We start from the raw sequence: 17,384 nt of genomic DNA, 5'->3' as shown, positions 1-17,384 counted from the left end.
AAAGGGATGCTGTGGACGTCGTCATTGTGGAGGATCCCAGCGCGGTAGCCGCGTACGCCGCCGACCGAATCGCGGGAGTGGTTCGCCGCCGCGCCGGCGCCGTGCTCGGCGTCGCCACGGGCTCCTCGCCGCTCGGAATCTACGCCGCGCTCGCCGAGCTGGTGCGCGCGGGGCAGCTCGACACGTCGCGCGTCAGCGCGTTCGCCCTCGATGAGTACGTCGGCCTCGACCCCGCGCATCCCGAGAGCTACCACTCCGTCATCGCGAACATGGTCACCGAGCCGCTCGGGCTCGATCCCGAACGCGTGCACGTGCCCGACGGCATCGCGAGCGACCTGGACGCCGCGTGCGCCGACTACGAGCGGCGCATTCGGGCGGCCGGCGGCGTCGACCTGCAGCTGCTTGGCATCGGCGCAAACGGACACATCGGCTTCAACGAGCCGACGTCGTCGTTCGCCTCGCGCACCCGCATCAAGACGCTCGCCCCGCAGACCCGTGCCGACAATGCCCGATTCTTCGCGACCGAAGCGGAAGTGCCCGTGCACTGCGTCACCCAGGGGCTCGGCACGATTCTGCAGGCGCGACAGTTGCTGCTCGTCGCGCAGGGCGAGCAAAAGGCTGAGGCGATCGCGCGCATGATCGAGGGCCCGCTCGCGAGTGTATGCCCGGCGACCGCGCTGCAACTGCACCGCGATGCCACGGTCGTAATTGATCGCGCGGCCGCCTCGCGGCTCGAACTCGCCGACTACTACGCCTACGTGCAGGAGCAGCTGCCGTCGGGCGGCGCGCAGTGACCGCGGAGGGCGGTGCTCCTGCGCCCGGTGTCACTCTCGCGGCGGCCCGCATCGTCACCGCTGATGCCGTGCGCGAGCCCGGCTGGGTGACGATCGCGGGCAGTTCGATCGTCGCGGTCGGGGGCGGGGCGGCGCCGGATCCGCAGGCCCGCGATCTCGGCGATGTCACCGTCGTGCCCGGCTTCGTCGACGCGCACGTGCACGGCGGCGGGGGAGCCGGCATCACAGACGGCACCGAGTGGGCGGCTCTCCGCTCGCGCGACGCGCACTTCGCCCACGGCACGACCAGCAGTATGGCGAGTCTGGTGACGGCGTCGCCGCAGCGACTGCTCGACGACGTCGCGATGCTCGCGCCGCTCGTCGCGAACGGCGACTTCGCTGGGATCCACCTCGAGGGGCCGTGGCTGAGCCAGCGCCGGGCCGGGGCGCACGACCCCGCCCTGCTGCGCGCGCCCGACGCCGCCGAGATCGCGGAGCTGCTGGCGGCCGGGCGGTCCGGCACGGGAAATGCTGTGCCCACCGGGGTCTCGCTCGTCACGATCGCTCCCGAATTACGGGGAGCCATGGCGGCAATCGAGCAGTTCGTGGAAGCCGGTGTGGTGGTCGCGATCGGCCACACCGACGCCGACTACGACACGACGCGGCGCGCGATCGACGCGGGCGCGACGGTGGCCACGCACCTGTTCAACGCGATGCCGGCGCTGCACCACCGCGAGCCAGGCCCGGTGCTCGCGCTGCTCAACGACCCGCGAGTCACCCTTGAACTGGTTGCCGACGGCGTGCATCTGCACCCCGACCTCATGCGCTGGGTCGTCGATGTCGCGGGGCCGGAGCGAGTCGCCCTCGTGACCGACGCGATGGCGGCCGCAGCCTGTGGCGATGGGGCGTACCGACTCGGTGCGCTTGACGTCGAGGTGCGCGACGGGGTTGCGCGGCTGGCGGGCGACGAGATCGGCGCCATTGCGGGGAGCACCGCGACGATGGACGCCCTGTTCAGGGCCGCACTCGGCGCGGGGCCCGTAAACCCCGAGGCCCTTCGCGCCGCAGTGCAGATGACAGCGACGACGCCCGCGCGCGCGCTGGGCTGGACCGGCGTCGGTGACCTCACGCCCGGGCTGAGGGCCGACCTTGTCGTGCTCTGCTCGGAGCACCGCGTGACCGACGTAATGCGCTCGGGGCGCTGGCTCTCCGAGGCTGAAAACGCTGATAATTCGCGCTGAAATATCTCGATGTCGAGACATTCGGCAAGCCTCGGGTAGGATAGTTCCGGTTCACCCGAACCTGAATTGCGGCGCAACACCACGCGCCCCGACGGTTCATCGCGCGGCACTCCGCACGGCCGCGCGGCACGAGCCCCATCATCGGCTCACATCGGCTCACACATCACGACACGGGAGAAGCGTTGGCGAAGATCAAGGTTGAAGGTACGGTCGTCGAACTCGACGGCGACGAGATGACTCGCATCATCTGGCAGTTCATCAAGGACCGCCTGATCCACCCCTACCTCGACGTCACGCTCGAGTACTACGACCTCGGCATGGAGCACCGCGACGCCACCGATGACCAGGTGACGATCGACGCTGCAAACGCCATCAAGAAGCACGGCGTCGGCGTCAAGTGCGCGACCATCACCCCCGACGAGGCCCGCGTCGAAGAGTTCGGCCTCAAGAAGATGTGGCGCAGCCCGAACGGCACGATCCGCAACATCCTCGGCGGCGTTGTGTTCCGCGAGCCGATCATCATCTCGAACATTCCTCGCCTGGTTCCGGGCTGGAACAAGCCGATCATCATCGGCCGTCACGCTCACGGTGACCAGTACAAGGCGACCGATTTCAAGGCCGGCCCCGGCAAGGTCACGCTGACCTACGAGCCCGCTGACGGTTCAGAGCCGCAGAAGTTCGAGGTCGTCACCCTGCCCGAAAACGGCGGCGTGATCCAGGGCCAGTACAACTTCAACGACTCGATCCGTGACTTCGCTCGCGCCTCGTTCAAGTACGGCCTGTCGCGCGACTACCCCGTCTACCTCTCCACGAAGAACACGATCTTGAAGGCCTACGACGGCCAGTTCAAGGACATCTTCCAGGAGGTCTTCGACGCCGAGTTCAAGCAGCAGTTCGAAGAGCGTGGCCTGACCTACGAGCACCGCCTCATCGACGACATGGTCGCCTCGGCCATGAAGTGGGAGGGCGGCTACGTCTGGGCGTGCAAGAACTACGACGGCGACGTGCAGTCAGACACCGTTGCACAGGGCTTTGGCTCGCTCGGCCTGATGACCTCAGTGCTCATGACGCCCGACGGCCAGACCGTTGAAGCTGAGGCGGCGCACGGCACCGTGACCCGTCACTTCCGTCAGCACCAGCAGGGCAAGCCGACCTCGACGAACCCGATCGCCTCGATCTTCGCCTGGACGCGCGGTCTCGCGCACCGCGGCAAGCTCGATCAGAACCAGGAGCTGATCGACTTCTCGCAGACCCTCGAAGACGTCGTCATCAAGACGGTCGAGTCGGGCAAGATGACCAAGGACCTCGCGTTGCTGGTCGGGCCGGATCAGGCGTACCAGACGACCGAGGAATTCCTTGCGTCGATCGACGAGAACCTGGCGCAGCGCCTGGCGTAAGTCACACAAGCGGGGACCGGCGGCGCCGGTCCCCGCTTTTGTGTGTGCGGCGCTGTCGGCGCTGGGTCTCGTGTCGGCGCTGCGTTGTCGGCGCTGGGTTGTCGGCGCTGCGTTGCGCAAGCGATCCGCGTTCGGCAAGCCGGTGCCGGCAGATTCGAGCTTGCCGAACGCGGATCGCTTGCGGAACGCGGGCCCTGCCCGCACCCGGCCCGGGCCGCGCCGGACGAACAGTCGGATGGCCTGGACCTGGCGTCGGGCGCGGGCCCGCCGATCCCGAAATGATTGAGACATGACCACAACCGCACCCGTTCCCACCGTTCCCCAGCAGGGGCGCGCCGAGAGACTCAACTATCCCGCGCTGATCTCAATGATGCTGATGAGCTTCTTGCTGGTCACCGCCGAGTTCTTGCCGAGCGGCATGCTGACGCGTATCGCCGATGGCCTCGACGTCACCACCGGGCAGGCGGGGCAGATGGTCGCGGTGACGGCGTTTGCCGGGCTGCTCGCAGCGCCGACAGTGGGCCTGATGTTTCCGCGGCTCGATCGCCGGTCGCTGCTCGTGTGGCTCTCCATCGCGGCGGCGGTGTCGAACGCGCTCGTCGCGCTGTCGCCGAACCTCGTGCTCGTGATCCTCGCCCGCTTCATTCTCGGCGCCGCGATCTCGGGATTCTGGGCAATGTCCATCTCGGTTGCCGCGACGATCGCAGGGCCCGAACGGCTCGGCCGCGCCGTGATGTTTAATTCGGCCGGAGTGTCCCTCGCGACGGTGGCCGGCGTGCCAGTCGGCGTCATGCTGAGCGAGGCCATCGACTGGCGCGGGGTGTTCTGGGTGGCCGCAGCGCTGAGCGCACTGCTCGCCATCGTGCTGCGGTGGCTGTTGCCAGCCGTTCCGGCGGAGGGCGCCTCGAAGCTGTCGACCCTCTTCGCGGCGCTGCGGCGACCCGGCATTGGCTTCGGCGTGATCGCGAACGTGCTCGTTGTGACCGGGCATTTTCTCGCCTACACGTACATTCGCGTTGCGCTCGAGCGCGTCAGCGAGCAGGGCCAGCCCATCGGCGCCGACACGATCGTCGTGCTACTCGCGCTCTTCGGGGTCGGCGGATTGATCGGCAACTTCGTCATCGGACTCATCGTCGATCGGGCGTATCGCGTGCTCGCCGTGCTCACCCCGCTCGTGATCTCGGGGCTCGTGCTACTCGTGATCGCCACCTCTGGCTCGCTGTGGGCGACCGGCGCGGCCGTCTTCATCTGGGGCTTCTTCTTTGCCTCGTGGCTGCTCATCGCGAACACGTGGGTCGGTCACCGCATGCCCGACATGCTTGAGGCGGGCGGCAGTCTCATCGTCGTCGGATTCCAGAGCGGCATCATGATTGCCGCGGGCGTTGGCGGACTGCTGGTCGACGCACTCGGCATCGCGCCGGTCTACGTCGTGGGGGCGGTGCTGCTCGTGCTCGGTGCACTGCAGTTCGGGATCTCGGATCGTATTTCGCACGCACGCCGACCGCGGTGACAACCCGGATCGGTGACCGGCTGACTCGGTGACCGTTCAGCGCAGTGACGGGTCGGCGCAGTGACGAGCTGGGACGGTGATGCGCCGGATCGTCGGGCGGTCAGTTACGCGCTGACCGCCCGCGGGGCCACCGCTTGAAGCGCGCCCGACCGCCAGGCCGACGGGGTCTGCCCAACGCGGCGGCGGAACGCCCGACTAAAACCATCGTCGGAACCGTAGCCGATCGCGCGAGAGACCTCGGCGACGCCGCGCCCCTGGGCGAGCAGCTGCTGAGCCGAGCGAATGCGCACATCGGCGAGGTAGCTCGCGGGTGAGGTGCCGGTCGCCGCGCGGAAGCGTTCGGCGAACACCGAGCGTGACATCGCGCCCGCGCGGGCGAGGTCTTCGAGTGACCAGTCGCGAGCGGGGTCGGCGTGAATGGCCTCGACGACGCGGTCGAGGAACGGATCGTTCGTGCGCGATGGCCAGCCGGCGGGCGCGCAACCGCGAATCGCCCACGCGCGAATCACCGATACGAGCACCGTGTTCGCCATCATGCCGCAGACGACAGAGCTGCCGGGCTCGTCGTCGCACGCACTCACGGTGCCGCCGTCTTCGGTGCCGAGCAGCGAAGCGAGGGCGGCAACGGCCGGCTCGCTTGCGGGCAGATCGCGCACCACGATCGTGGACGGCAGCAATTCGAACACGTGCGCGGCTGGCGCCGTGAATTCAAGCGCCGACACGAGCACGAACGCGTCGGTGTCGGCGCGCAGGGTACGCGGCGCATCTCCGACGAACAATTGGGCGTCGCCGGCGGCAAGCTGAGGCGCGCCAGCTGTCATTTCCGCAGCGGTGCCCCCACCCCGCGGCCGAACGGTCAGGGCACCGTCGATGATGTACACGAGTGTGAGACAACTGCCGGGCGTCGTGATGAGCTCGCCGGGCAGCATCGAGACGCGGCGCTGCTCGTGCACGCGCGCGTCGATGCTCGCGAGCACGCGGTCGATTGCGGCGTCGCGGTCGATCGTCGGGGCCGACATCGTGGGCAGCGTCGTCTCTGGCATACAGTGCAAAACGCTGAGACGGAGCCGGGTATTCCGCTCACGTCGTTCGGCGAAGCGGGAGCTACCACCGCTGCGCGTGACTCGCGGATGCGCGGGCTACCGCCGGGTCGACTCCCGCACGTCGAGGGTCGCAGCTGGCACCTCGAGGTCCGCGGTCACGGGCCGCCCCTCGGCGAGCATGACGGCGACCTCGACTGCGCGGGCAGCGATGCCCTCCGGGTGCAGATCGAGCGTGGTGACGCTCGGGTGCGAGATCCGGTTTTGCAGCGCACCAGAGCCCGCCGCGAGCAGCAAATCCTCTGGCACCCGAATGCCATGGGCGCTCGCGGCAGCATTCAGCCCAGCTGCGTGTCGGCCGGTGAGACAGAATATGGCGTCGGGTCGCGTGCCAACCGCGGCACCGAAGAACCGTTCGACCGCCGCCTCGCCGACTCGCTCGCCCTCCGCTTCATCGAACGCGGCAATGTCGGGTTCCTGCCCGTGTCGGGCGCACCACTCGCGGTACGCGGCTTCCGACTCGCGGTTCCACGCGTTGGTGTCGGTGCCGGTCAGCAGGGCGATGCGAGTGGCGCCCGCCTCTACAAGGTGCTCGAGTACGAGCATGGTTTCGTCCCAGTCGCGGGTGGCGAGCTCGGTGAACTGGCCCGGCCGCGCTGGGTCAGAACCGATCGCGACGAAGGGGATGTGGCGCTCCGACAGCATCGTGAGCACGGGGTCGTTCTCGAACGGTTCCGAGACGATGTAGGCGTCGGCCGCGGTCGCACTGAGGGGTGCGTCGGGCCGCGTCGGATCGTCGACGAGCATCATGCTGTAGCCGCGCTCCATTGCCGCGAGCGAGGCGGCGCCTGCCATCCGCAAGAAGTAGTCGACGCCCTCTGGCAGAAACGTGTCAAGGGTGTGCAGCGGGCGAATCACGAGGGCGAGCAGGCCCAACTTGCGGTTCTGGAGCCCGCGCGCAATGGGACTCGGGCGGTAACCGATCTCGGCGGCAATCTGCGCGATGCGATCGGCTGTCTCCTGGCGAACAACGCCCTTGCCGTTGAGCGCGTGCGACACGGTCGTCGGCGACACCCCCGCCGCTTTCGCCACGTCTTTGATCGTCGGTCGCACGAGCTGCATCCCGTCAGACTAGACCGTCGTCGATGCGTAAGTGGTGACCGGCTCTCGGTACACGGCGGCAAGCCGTCACCAAATCGTAACACCCAAAACGTTTTTCACAAACCGTTTTGGGTGCTAGCATCGCCGGTGGGTCTTCGCTCGGATGTTGCCGGGCCGGGGAGCTTCAAAGATGAAACTTCGAATGGAGAACAACGTGAAACTCGCACCGATGCGGGCGTCCATCGCCCTGCTCGCCATCGGGGGCCTCGCCCTCGCTGGTTGCGCTTCCGGAAGCCGCGGCGGCGACGCCGACAAGGCGTCTGACAGCACCAAACTGCTGCAGACCACTCCCGAGGCTGCGGCAGAAGCCGACACCGTGACCTGGAACTCGACGTACGGCGAACTCGCCAGCCTCGACCCGATCAAGGCCTTCAACTACCCAGAGAACACAATCGTGTCGAACCTCTGCGAGCCGCTCTTCGAGATGCAGCCCGACTTCTCGGTGCAGCCAAACCTCGCGACCGATTCGCAGACCGACGACGGCCTCACCTGGGTGTTCAACATCCGCGACGACGTCAAGTTCTGGGACGGCACGCCGATGACCGTCGAAGACGTGGTCTTCTCGATCAACCGGCACATTGACCCAGACGAGGGCAGCTACTGGGGCGGCGGCACCGTCGCCAACATCGACAGCGTGCAGGCGACCGGCGACAACGAGGTCACCATCACTCTGAAGTCGGCCGACTACACGCTGCCGTCATCGCTCAGCACGGTGATCGGTGTCGTTGTGCAGCAGGCGCAGCGTGAGACCGCGGGCGAGAACTACGGCAACCCCGACACTGGCGTGATGTGCACAGGCCCGATGAAGTTCACGCCGGGCAACTGGAAGCAGGGCCAGTCGATCACCCTCGAGCGCAATGACGGCTACTGGGACGAAGACGGCATGGCCATGGCGAAGCAGGTCGAGATCGGCTTCGTGGTCGACCCGACCGCTATCGCCAACGGCCTGAGCACCGGCGAGATCCAGGGTTCTTACGACGTGCCGCTGCCCGCGCTGAGTCAGCTCGAAACGAGTGAGAGCGGCGAACTCTTCGCCGGTCAGGGCATGCAAGACATGGCCATTATTTCGACTGGCGAGGGCGTCTTTGGCGATCCGGCCGTGCGCCGCGCACTGACGCGCGCAACGGATCGCCAGGCAATTGCCGACACCGTCTACGAGGGCACCGGCACGCCATCGCGCTCGATCGTTCCGCAGTCACCGTGGGATGCGATTGAAGAGTCGGTTCCCGGTATCGCCGACATGCGTGACCAGGATCTTCCGGATCTGAGCTTCGACATCGAGGCCGCGAAGAAAGAACTGAAGGACGCGAAGGTCGACCTCTCGAAGCCGATCAAGATCGCATACCCGAGCGAGCGTAGCTTCTACGCGGACATCCTGAACGAAATGGCGAATGGCGCGAAGGAGCTCGGCATCACGCTCGAGCCGACCGGTGTGCCGAGCGCGCAGTTCGGTGCCTTCTTCTCGGACCCCGAGGCACGCGCCGGCTATGACGGATTCGTCACGACGAACTACCTGAGCGCGCCCGATCCGCTGCTGCACCTCATCAGTGTCGCCAAGACCGGCAGCGATCAGAACTACTCGAAGTTCTCGGACCCCGACGTCGACGCGGCGCTTGACGCAGCGATCGCCGAGAGCGATGACGCCGAGCGCGCCAAGCTGACGGTGAAGGCCGAGGCGCTGATCATGGAGCAGCAGCCGTGGGTGCCGATCAACGACCTCGCGGTGCGGATGTACATGGACAAGAGCATCACCGGAGCCCCGGCGTCGTTCGTCTACCTGTACTACCCGTGGGCAGCTGACCTCGGCGCGTCAGCCTAAGCGGAGTCTCCGCAGGAAGGGATCGTCCATGACCTACGTATTTTCGCGGCTCGGGGCACTGCTTGCCGTCCTCGTGATATCGAGCTTCATTGTGTTCTCAGGCATGTATCTCGCTCCGGGTAGCCCCGAGCAGTTTCTCGTGCAGGGGCGCACCGTGAGCCCCGAAGTGCTCGCCTCGATCCGAGCTCAATACGGTCTCGACGATCCCTTCCTGCTGCGTTACTGGCACTGGCTGATCGACGTCTTCCAGGGTGACCTCGGTCGTTCGCTGGTCACGCAGCAAGACGTCACGACGCTCGTCGCCTCGCGAATCCCGACCACGCTGTTTCTCGCGGGTTTCGCGGCGCTCCTCATCATTGTGTTCGGGATCGGGCTCGGCGTGCTCGCCGCGACCCGCTCCGGAGTGTTCGAGAAGCTCGTGGTGTTCGGCTCGAATCTTGGCTTCGCGGTGCCGACGTTCTTCGCGGCGCTCGTGCTGATGTTCATCTTCGGCTCAAATCTCGGGTGGTTTCCGGTTTCCGGATCGGGCGAAGGGTTTCTCGGCAGGCTCTGGCATCTGACGCTGCCCGCGATTGCACTCGCGTTTCCCGGTATCGCCGTCGTGGCCCGCATCACACGCACCGCTGTGCGTGAGGAACAGGGCTCTGAGCACGTAATTATGGCGATCGCGCGAGGGGTGCCCAAGCAACTCGTGCTGTGGCGCCACACCATTCGCAATTCCATGTTGCCCGTCACGACCGTGATTGGTACCCAGGTTGCCGGGCTACTCGCGAGCGCCTTCGTGATCGAATACGCGTTCACGCTCGACGGCATCGGTTCGCTGCTCGTGAATTCAGTGCAGAAGAAAGACTTCGCCGTGGTGCAGGCCATCGCGCTCATCATGGTGCTCGCCTTCGGCATCATCAACCTGATCGTCGATCTGCTCTACTCCGTGATCGATCCGCGAGTTCGCCTCAGCAAGGGAGGGTCGACACGATGACCGAGCAGAAATCCACGCGGGATCCCGGCACCAACACCCGGGCGCAGAACACCGTCGCCGTGCAGCTGCTGCGCAAGCACCGCCACGACGTGCCCACGACCGGGTGGCGACTCTTCGTGCGACGGCTCGGGCCCATCGGTGTCGTCAGCCTCGGCATCATCGTGCTGGTGATCCTGATGGCGGCCTTGGCCCCGCTCATCGCGCCATACGATCCGCTCGAGGGCACTGTCACCTCACGTCACGAGGCGTGGAGCCTCGCGCACCTGATGGGAACCGATCAGTCGGGTCGCGACATCCTCTCTCGTATCATCTGGGGTGCTCGAACCAGCCTCATCGGGCCGACCATCGTCATCGTGGTCACCGCGGTGCTCGCGACGCTGCTGGCGCTGACCGCGGTCTGGTTTGGCGGCAAGGTCGACGCGTTCATCAGCCGGATCCTCGACATCCTCTTCGCGTTCCCGAACATGCTGCTCGCGATCCTCGCCGTCGCAATATTCGGGCCGTCGATCCTCACCGCCTCCCTCGCCCTCGCAATCGGATACGTGCCCTACTCGGCGCGCGTGATCCGCTCGGTCGCGCTGCGCGAGCGCAACCTGCCGTACGTCGCCTCCGCGCAACTGCAGGGCATCTCAGGTTTTCTGATCACCGTGCGCCACATTCTGCCCAACGTGCGCACCCAGATTCTCACGGGCATGACCATCAACTTCGGTTACGCGATGATCGAGCTCGCGGCGCTTTCGTTTCTTGGCCTCGGCGTGCAGCCGCCGACCCCCGATTGGGGGCTGATGGTCTCGAACGGGCAGGCGTCACTGCAGCAGGGCTACTGGGAACAGAGCATCTTTGCGGGTATCGCCATCGTCATCACCGTCGCCGCGTTCGGCTACGTCGGCGAGCAGCTCGGCGGCCGCCGCGCCGCAGGAAGGACACGCTGATGTTGCAGGTCACCGATCTCAAGCTCACAGTCACCGACCCCGACTCGGGGGAACACACCGAGATTCTTCACGGCAATTCGTTCGCGCTCGCGCAGGGTGAATCGCTCGGTCTCGTGGGGGAGTCGGGGTCGGGCAAGTCCATGACCCTCAAGTGCATTCTCGGCATTGAGCCGGCGGGTGCGCGGGTCGACGGCGCAATCTCCATCGACGGCACCGACCTGTTGGCCGCGAGCGGCGAAGCGCTGCGGCGCGTGCGTGCGAACGACCTCGCGCTCATTGCGCAGAACCCGCACGGCGCGCTGAATCCGGTGCTCGCGGTCGGTCGCTACCTGATCGAGGGGATGAGCGATGCGCGGTCCATGTCGCCCGCTGATGCGCGCCTGAAGGCGGCGGATCTGCTGCGCCAGGTCGGCATCGACGACACCGAACGCGTGCTGCGGTCATACCCGCATCAACTGTCGGGCGGCATGCTGCAGCGCGTCGTGATCGCTGGCGCGATCTCGGGCGAACCGAAGCTGCTGCTCGCCGACGAACCGACCACCGCGCTCGACGTTACGACCCAGGCAGAGGTTGTCGCGATCCTCGACGAAATGCGTCGCGAGCGGGGGCTGTCGATGATTTTCGTCACCCACGATCTCGACCTCGCGGCCGCTGTCTGCGACCGGCTGGCCGTGATGAAGGACGGCGAGATTCTCGAGATCGGCACCCCGGAGCAGATTCGGGATCGGCCGCAAACCGAATACACCCGCGCGCTGATGTCGGCGCGGCCGCAGTTGTACCCGGCCGGGCACGCGCCCGCTATTGATGCGGAGGACCGCTCGTGAGTGCCACACCGATCATCGAGGTCGAGCACCTCGATCGCACCTTCCATCTCAGCCGCAAGGCCAGCGTGCACGCCCTTGATGACGTGTCGTGCGTGCTGCGCAGCGGCACCTGTCTGGCAGTCGTCGGCGAGTCAGGGTCGGGCAAGTCGACGCTCGCGCGCGTGATCGTTGGTCTTGAATCGGCAGACTCTGGCACCGTGCGCATCGCCGGCACCGACGTCTCGCCCACGACCGCGCGGCGCGCACTGCGCGAACGGGCGAAACTCGTGCAGATGGTGTTTCAAGACCCGCAGGGATCGCTGAACCGCTCGCTGCCCGTCTCCGCCACCATCGATGAGATGCTGCGTGCGCACCGGCCCGACCTTGATCGGGCTGGCAGACGCGCCCGGCTCATCGAACTGTTCACCGAAGTCGGGCTCACCGAGCGCCACGCCGATGCCAAGCCCGCGGCGCTCTCTGGCGGACAGAAGCAGCGCGTCGCAATCGCCCGCGCGCTCGCCGCAGAACCGCAGGTCATCGTGCTCGACGAGGCAGTCTCGGCGCTCGATGTCTCGGTGCAGGCGCAGGTGCTCGATCTTCTGAAGCGGTTGCGCGCTGAACACGGGCTCTCGTACCTATTCATCACGCACGATCTCTCGGTGGTGCGCGATATCGCCGACGACGTCGTGGTGATGCGCACCGGCCGGATCATCGAGCGTGGCACGGTCTCAGAGATTCTCGATGACCCGCAAGACGCTTACACCCGACTGCTCATCGCGTCAGCCCCGCGGCCCGGCTGGAAGCCACGCCGCGGCCTGCGCGCCATCCTCACAGAAAGCACCACCGCATGACACCCCACGCCGAACGACTCCACCTCGACGTCGCGGGCGACTCAGCCCACGCGCTCGGCCTCAGCCGCGGTACCGCGCTGCGCGCGAGCCTCGCCGATGCCTACGCGAAATACGCCGAACTGTTTCGCATTCTGGGCGTGACCGAGGAGGTCGAGCGCGACGGGGTGGCCCGGGTGAGCGCCGCGCTCGAGGCGTGGCGGCCCGCGCTGCTGGCGGAGCTTGCCGGCGTCGCCGAGGGGGCCGGAGTGCCCGTCGCGTGGGTGATCGCGCTGAACGCGCGCACCGAGCTGCTCGCCCTCGGCACGCACGGTGCGAGTGAGTGCTCGACGGTGACCGCCGGGCTGGGGGGCCACCGGCTCGGCGTGCAGACGTGGGACTGGCACATCGAACTCGACCCGTTCTGGCACACCCAGACGGTCGCCGGGCCAGGGCTGCGCTACGTCGGGCTGACCGAGCAGGGAATCCTGTCGAAGATCGGGGTCAACGAGGCGGGTCTCGCGCTGCACTTCAACATCCTTGGCCACCGCTCCGACGGCCCTGACGGGGTGCCGATGCACCTGCTTTCGAGCGTCGTGCTCTCGGAGTGCCGATCGGTCGACGAGGCCGTCGCGCTCGTGCGGGCGGCGCCGATCGGGTCGTCGTCATCATTCACGATGCTCGACGGAACGCGGGCTGTGTCGCTGGAAATCAGCCCGGCCGGTGTGTTTGAGATCACTGAAATAGACGGCTCAGTGCAGCGCACCAATCACTTTCAGCACGCTGAACCGCTGGGCTCGCAGAAGTCAGAGATCTACGAGCCCGACTCGACGGAGCGGCTCGCGCTCATCCGAGAGCGCCTCGCGGCTGCGCCGGTCTTGTCGGCCGTCGACATGGTGCGGCTCCTGCTGTCGGGGCCGGGCGAGCCGCCGCTGACGTGCGTTGCCGACCTCGCCAAGTCGTACGGCGACCGCTGGGCAACTCTCGCGACGGTGGTCAGCGATCCCGATGCGCGCACGTTGCGCGTGTTCGACGGCATGCCGCCCGCTGCGGTGGCGGCCGGCGACGATGCGTGGCGGGTGCTGGTGGCGTAGGGGCTGGGGCCTGCGCGGTGCGGCGCGCGTTCGGTGAGCGATTCGGCTTCGGTGAGACCTACGAGTGGGTCTGCGTCTCACCGAAGCCGAATCGCTCACTCAGCGTCGGCTGCCGCGGGTAGTATAAATCGTTTTATGTTACTAGGCTGACGAGCACATTGTGTTTCACGCTCAGGGACGAGCTCGCCCCCCCAGTGCAAGGAGTCGCCAGAATGCATACCTACCCCAGCTACGTCGCGCCGTCGGGGCGTGCGATCGCCCGCTTTGTTCGGGATCATCCGTTCGCCGTCGTCACTACGTCAACCAATGGAGCGCCGGTGGCGACCCATGCTCCGGTCGTGTTCCCGCCCGGCGTCGAACCGGGGGAGACGCTCGTGGGCGCCCGCCTCTGGGGGCACATCGGGCGCGCGAATGAGCATTGGCAGCACTTCGCAGCACAGCCAGAGGTGCTGCTCGTGTTCGCGTCGTCGCACGCCTACGTCTCACCGAGCAGCTACGAGTTCACCCCGGCCGTGCCCACCCTCGACTACGCAACCGTGCATCTGACGGGTCGCGTGACCGTGCTCACAGAGCCCTCAGAAAACCTCGCCGTCGTGGAGCGCACGGTGGCGCAGCTCGAATCGGATCGCGCGGAGCCGTGGGATCCTGCAGCCTCGCGGCACGTCTTCGAGAAGATTCTCGCGGGTGTCGTCTCATTCACCATCGACATTGAGAGCGAAGTGGCGATGTTTAAGCTCAGCCAGGACATGCCGGCTGACGTGCACGCTCGGGTACGCCGCGATCTTATCGACGGGGATCGGCGTCACCCCGACGTCGCAGCGCTCATGACTGAGGTCGGCGTGACATGCCCCGAGGGCAACCGCGGCTGATGCCATTGTGCCCATGTCGGTGAGGGCGTCGCGCGGACGCGCGGCGCTCGAGCCTCAGGTCGGGCGCTGGGATGAGCGTCGCACGATGAGCTCCGACGGCACGAGTCGGCGGCCAGCCGGAGACTCACCCCGAGTGATCTGCGCGAGGAGGCTTACGGTCTCCCGTGCGAGTACCTCGGGACGCAGGTCGATCGCGGTGATCGGCGGTTCGGCGGTGCGCGTCTGAGCTGCATCGGTGCCGCAAGCGAGCAGGTAGTGCGTCGGTGCGACCAGCCCGCGCTCGCGCATGGCCTCCTGGATGCCCGCGGCGTGGCGCCCCGTCAGTGAGTAAATCGCGTCAGGTACGCCTCCCTCGAGCAGGGCGGGAACGAGATCGCGCCCGCCTGCTTCGCCGAGCCCCTCGGGGCTACGCAGGAGACGCGGTGCGGTGTGCCGCTCGGCGCACCAGGCGAGATACGTCGCTTCGCCATCTGCGTTCCACGAGTTGTCATCGGTGCCGCCAACAAAGGCGATGCTGCGCGCGCCCTCACCGGCGAGGTGATCGAGTGCGCTGCGCGTCGCTGCAGCGTCGGCGGACGCTACCCAGTTCGCTGCCTCCGGTTTGCCCAGGTCCCGGCCCAGGGTGACGTAGGGGATTGAGCGGCTTTCCAAGAGTTCCACGACGGGGTCGTTGCGCACGGGGTCGGTGACGACGTAACCGTCTAGGGAGAATGCGAGCGGCGTCACCGGACCCTTTACGAGGTCGGCGACCTGCATGAGACTGAGCCCGTGGTCGAGTGCGCTGACGGCTGCTGCGCCAGCGAATCTCAGGAAGTAGTCGACGCCGGGTGGGCTATAGTCCGCGAGCGCGTCAAGCGGGCGGAGCACAATGCCGATCACGCCGATCTGTGAGCGGCGCAGCCCTCGCGCGAGTGCATCCGCCTGGTAGCCCATGGCGGTCGCGATCTCGCGGATCCGCACGCGGGTGTCTTCGGCGAGCGTCCCCTTGTTGTTGAGCGCGTGCGAGACGGCCGTGATCGAGACACCGGCGCGAGCGGCGACATCTTTAATCGTGACATTGCGGTGAGCGACCACGGCTCCTCCTCGGTTCTCTCATCGACACTACCGCGGAAGCGACGCATAAATCGATACATGCATCGTTTGATGAAATTTTGGTTTCGACAATGCATAAAACGATTTATGCCACTACCTTAAAAACTCAGGACGCTCTGCACCGACGCGCAGCGCCCGCGGGATCCGTAACGCAGCGGCCCGACACACCTCAGTTGTCGAAGGAGTCAGTACGGTGTTGAAACTCTCAAGAACCCGCGCCAGGGGCGCATCCGGCGCCGCACTCGCACTCGGACTCGCTTGCGTGCTCAGCTCATGCGCAGCGTCCCCCGGGGGCACGGGCGCGGCACCTCAGGAGGAAGCAGCGCCAGGATACTTAGCCGTTGCAGACGACGCGCTCGACGGGCAGGGGACCCTTACGGTGCAGCTCGACTACGACACGAGTGAGGCTGATGGACTCGATCCGGCGACCGCCCAGACGGCGCGCTCCTGGAGCATCATGGGCCTCGTCTACGAAACGCTGGTCACGACCGACGAGAACTTCGAAATTCATCCGGAGCTTGCCACATCGTGGGAGCAGCCGAACGACACGACGTACGTCTTCACGATCGACACCAAGGCGACGTTCTCTAATGGACGCGCCGTGACCGCGAACGATGTCGTAGGCAGCCTGCAGCGCCAGGTCGACAGCATGAGCGTCTGGTCGGGGCAGATGGGCCCGGTCGAATCGATTCAGGCAACCGGCGACGACGAGGTGACAGTCAAGCTCACCAGCCCGTATGCGCCTTTCCTTTCCGCACTGGCGAATACACCCGCCGCGATTCTGCCGATGCAAGAAGTGAACGACGGGAGCGTCGACCTCGCCACCACGATGCTCGGGACGGGACCCTATCTCGTCGACGCGCATCGCCAGGACGAATCGTGGAGTTTCACCGCCAACCCCAAGTGGCGTGGCGGTGACGACCTGGCAGTGCAGACCCTTGAGCTGCAGATTGTAGATCAGGAATCGACGCGTCAGGCCGCGCTCCGCGAGGGCAGCGCGGGGCTCGCAAACTTTGGCAGCATCGACGCGCTGACGCAGCTCGCCGACGCTTCGAATGCCGCCGTCGTCAACCAGACGCAGAGCGACTTTTATTACGTCAACGTGAACTCGCAGGTCCCAGGATCGCCGCTGGAAGACCAGGACGTCCGATTCGCCATCAACACGGCAATCGACCGCCAGGCGATCGCAGATATCGTATTCGCTGGGGAGACCGCTCCCACGGGCGTGACGCCATCGAACCTCCCGGGGGCCTGCGCGGTTGACGATCTGCCCTCCGAAAAGGCGACGATCGATGACGCGAAGAAGATAATCGAGGAGTCGGGCGCGGGCGACACAGCGCTCGACATGGTCGTCTATACCTCGGAACCCGTCATGGGGCAGATCGCCCAGCTCGTACAGCAGCAGCTCGCCGAGATCGGCGTCACGGTGAACATCGAGCAGTTCGACACCGCCACCTACAACGCTCGAGTCTTCACTGCACAGCCCGGCGACTTCGACCTGTCGCTCGGTTGGTTCGCTGGGTACGTCGACCCGTCGATGGTCACGAAGTGGTGGAATCCTGAGCAGGCGGGATTCAACGTCGGCTTCACAGGAGTTCATGAGGATTTGAACACGCTCATCGCTGAGGGGGCGAGCGTCACGGATCCCGATGACCGCGCCGCGGTGCTCACAGACCTCTGCGCCTCCGCCGACAAATACTCGGAGATCGTGCCACTCGTGCACCGTCCGTCGATCATCGGGTATGACTCGGCGGCCGTCAGCCCCACGATCCAGAGCAACGAGGGGTACGGCGACATCCTCCGCAACATCACCGACTACCGCCTGCCCGGCAACGCAAGCAAGTAGC

At 66.5% G+C, this 17,384-nt stretch carries 15 protein-coding genes; 12 read left to right on the top strand and 3 right to left on the bottom strand.

From position 1 onward, the window contains the following. Positions 1-11 precede the first annotated feature (11 nt). The 4 genes from nagB (at position 12) to ACFWHR_RS13940 (ending at position 4,921) form a co-directional block, all read left to right on the top strand. Positions 12-794, top strand: a complete 783-nt coding sequence (gene nagB, locus ACFWHR_RS13955; protein ID WP_382448920.1) for a glucosamine-6-phosphate deaminase — start codon at positions 12-14, stop codon at positions 792-794. Further along, positions 791-2,014, top strand: a complete 1,224-nt coding sequence (gene nagA, locus ACFWHR_RS13950) for an N-acetylglucosamine-6-phosphate deacetylase (RefSeq protein WP_382448919.1) — start codon at positions 791-793, stop codon at positions 2,012-2,014. Before nagB ends, nagA begins: the two co-directional genes overlap by 4 nt. Before the next feature lie 182 nt (positions 2,015-2,196). Beyond that, the gene (locus ACFWHR_RS13945; RefSeq protein WP_382448918.1) at positions 2,197-3,411 is read left to right on the top strand and encodes an NADP-dependent isocitrate dehydrogenase; all 1,215 of its coding nucleotides are present in this window, start codon (positions 2,197-2,199) and stop codon (positions 3,409-3,411) included. 289 nt (positions 3,412-3,700) lie between these two features. After that, positions 3,701-4,921, top strand: a complete 1,221-nt coding sequence (locus ACFWHR_RS13940; RefSeq protein ID WP_382448917.1) for an MFS transporter — start codon at positions 3,701-3,703, stop codon at positions 4,919-4,921. A gap of 104 nt (positions 4,922-5,025) precedes the next feature. Here the strand turns inward: ACFWHR_RS13940 and ACFWHR_RS13935 are convergent, their stop codons facing one another. Then, a complete protein-coding gene (locus ACFWHR_RS13935) occupies positions 5,026-5,964 on the bottom strand; it encodes a helix-turn-helix domain-containing protein (protein WP_382448916.1) in 939 nt (312 codons plus the stop codon). Between the two features lie 96 nt (positions 5,965-6,060). Continuing rightward, on the bottom strand, positions 6,061-7,083 hold the full coding sequence (locus ACFWHR_RS13930; RefSeq protein WP_382448915.1) for a LacI family DNA-binding transcriptional regulator: 1,023 nt from the start codon (positions 7,081-7,083) through the stop codon (positions 6,061-6,063). A 193-nt stretch (positions 7,084-7,276) separates the two neighbouring features. Here ACFWHR_RS13930 and ACFWHR_RS13925 point away from each other — a divergent pair, with 193 nt between their 5' ends. The 7 genes from ACFWHR_RS13925 (at position 7,277) to ACFWHR_RS13895 (ending at position 14,445) form a co-directional block, all read left to right on the top strand. Then, on the top strand, positions 7,277-8,941 hold the full coding sequence (locus tag ACFWHR_RS13925; RefSeq protein WP_382448914.1) for an ABC transporter substrate-binding protein: 1,665 nt from the start codon (positions 7,277-7,279) through the stop codon (positions 8,939-8,941). 28 nt (positions 8,942-8,969) lie between these two features. Beyond that, positions 8,970-9,920, top strand: a complete 951-nt coding sequence (locus ACFWHR_RS13920) for an ABC transporter permease (protein ID WP_382448913.1) — start codon at positions 8,970-8,972, stop codon at positions 9,918-9,920. Then, complete coding sequence (locus tag ACFWHR_RS13915; protein WP_382448912.1) at positions 9,917-10,852, top strand: ABC transporter permease; 936 nt, start codon at positions 9,917-9,919, stop codon at positions 10,850-10,852. The genes ACFWHR_RS13920 and ACFWHR_RS13915 overlap by 4 nt, the downstream gene beginning before the upstream one ends. Further along, positions 10,852-11,676 (top strand): ABC transporter ATP-binding protein, encoded by an 825-nt coding sequence (locus ACFWHR_RS13910; protein WP_382448911.1) that lies wholly within the window; start codon positions 10,852-10,854, stop codon positions 11,674-11,676. The genes ACFWHR_RS13915 and ACFWHR_RS13910 overlap by 1 nt, the downstream gene beginning before the upstream one ends. After that, the gene (locus tag ACFWHR_RS13905; protein WP_382448910.1) at positions 11,673-12,506 is read left to right on the top strand and encodes an ABC transporter ATP-binding protein; all 834 of its coding nucleotides are present in this window, start codon (positions 11,673-11,675) and stop codon (positions 12,504-12,506) included. Before ACFWHR_RS13910 ends, ACFWHR_RS13905 begins: the two co-directional genes overlap by 4 nt. Continuing rightward, positions 12,503-13,576: a C45 family autoproteolytic acyltransferase/hydolase gene (locus ACFWHR_RS13900; RefSeq protein WP_382448909.1), complete on the top strand. Its 1,074-nt coding sequence runs from the start codon at positions 12,503-12,505 to the stop codon at positions 13,574-13,576. The genes ACFWHR_RS13905 and ACFWHR_RS13900 overlap by 4 nt, the downstream gene beginning before the upstream one ends. 212 nt (positions 13,577-13,788) lie before the next feature. Next, a complete protein-coding gene (locus tag ACFWHR_RS13895; RefSeq protein ID WP_382448908.1) occupies positions 13,789-14,445 on the top strand; it encodes an FMN-binding negative transcriptional regulator in 657 nt (218 codons plus the stop codon). A gap of 54 nt (positions 14,446-14,499) precedes the next feature. Here ACFWHR_RS13895 and ACFWHR_RS13890 read toward each other — a convergent pair whose 3' ends face one another. Further along, positions 14,500-15,519, bottom strand: a complete 1,020-nt coding sequence (locus ACFWHR_RS13890; RefSeq protein ID WP_382448907.1) for a LacI family DNA-binding transcriptional regulator — start codon at positions 15,517-15,519, stop codon at positions 14,500-14,502. A 211-nt stretch (positions 15,520-15,730) separates the two neighbouring features. Between ACFWHR_RS13890 and ACFWHR_RS13885 the strand changes: the two genes are divergently transcribed. Next, positions 15,731-17,383 (top strand): ABC transporter substrate-binding protein, encoded by a 1,653-nt coding sequence (locus ACFWHR_RS13885; RefSeq protein WP_382448906.1) that lies wholly within the window; start codon positions 15,731-15,733, stop codon positions 17,381-17,383. Position 17,384: the final 1 nt, after the last annotated feature.

Source organism: Leucobacter sp. NPDC058333 (genome assembly GCF_042726155.1).
Taxonomy (GTDB): Bacteria; Actinomycetota; Actinomycetes; order Actinomycetales; family Microbacteriaceae; genus Leucobacter.
Note: the sequence above shows the minus strand (reverse complement) of the source record. Positions and strands in the feature narration are given on the sequence as shown.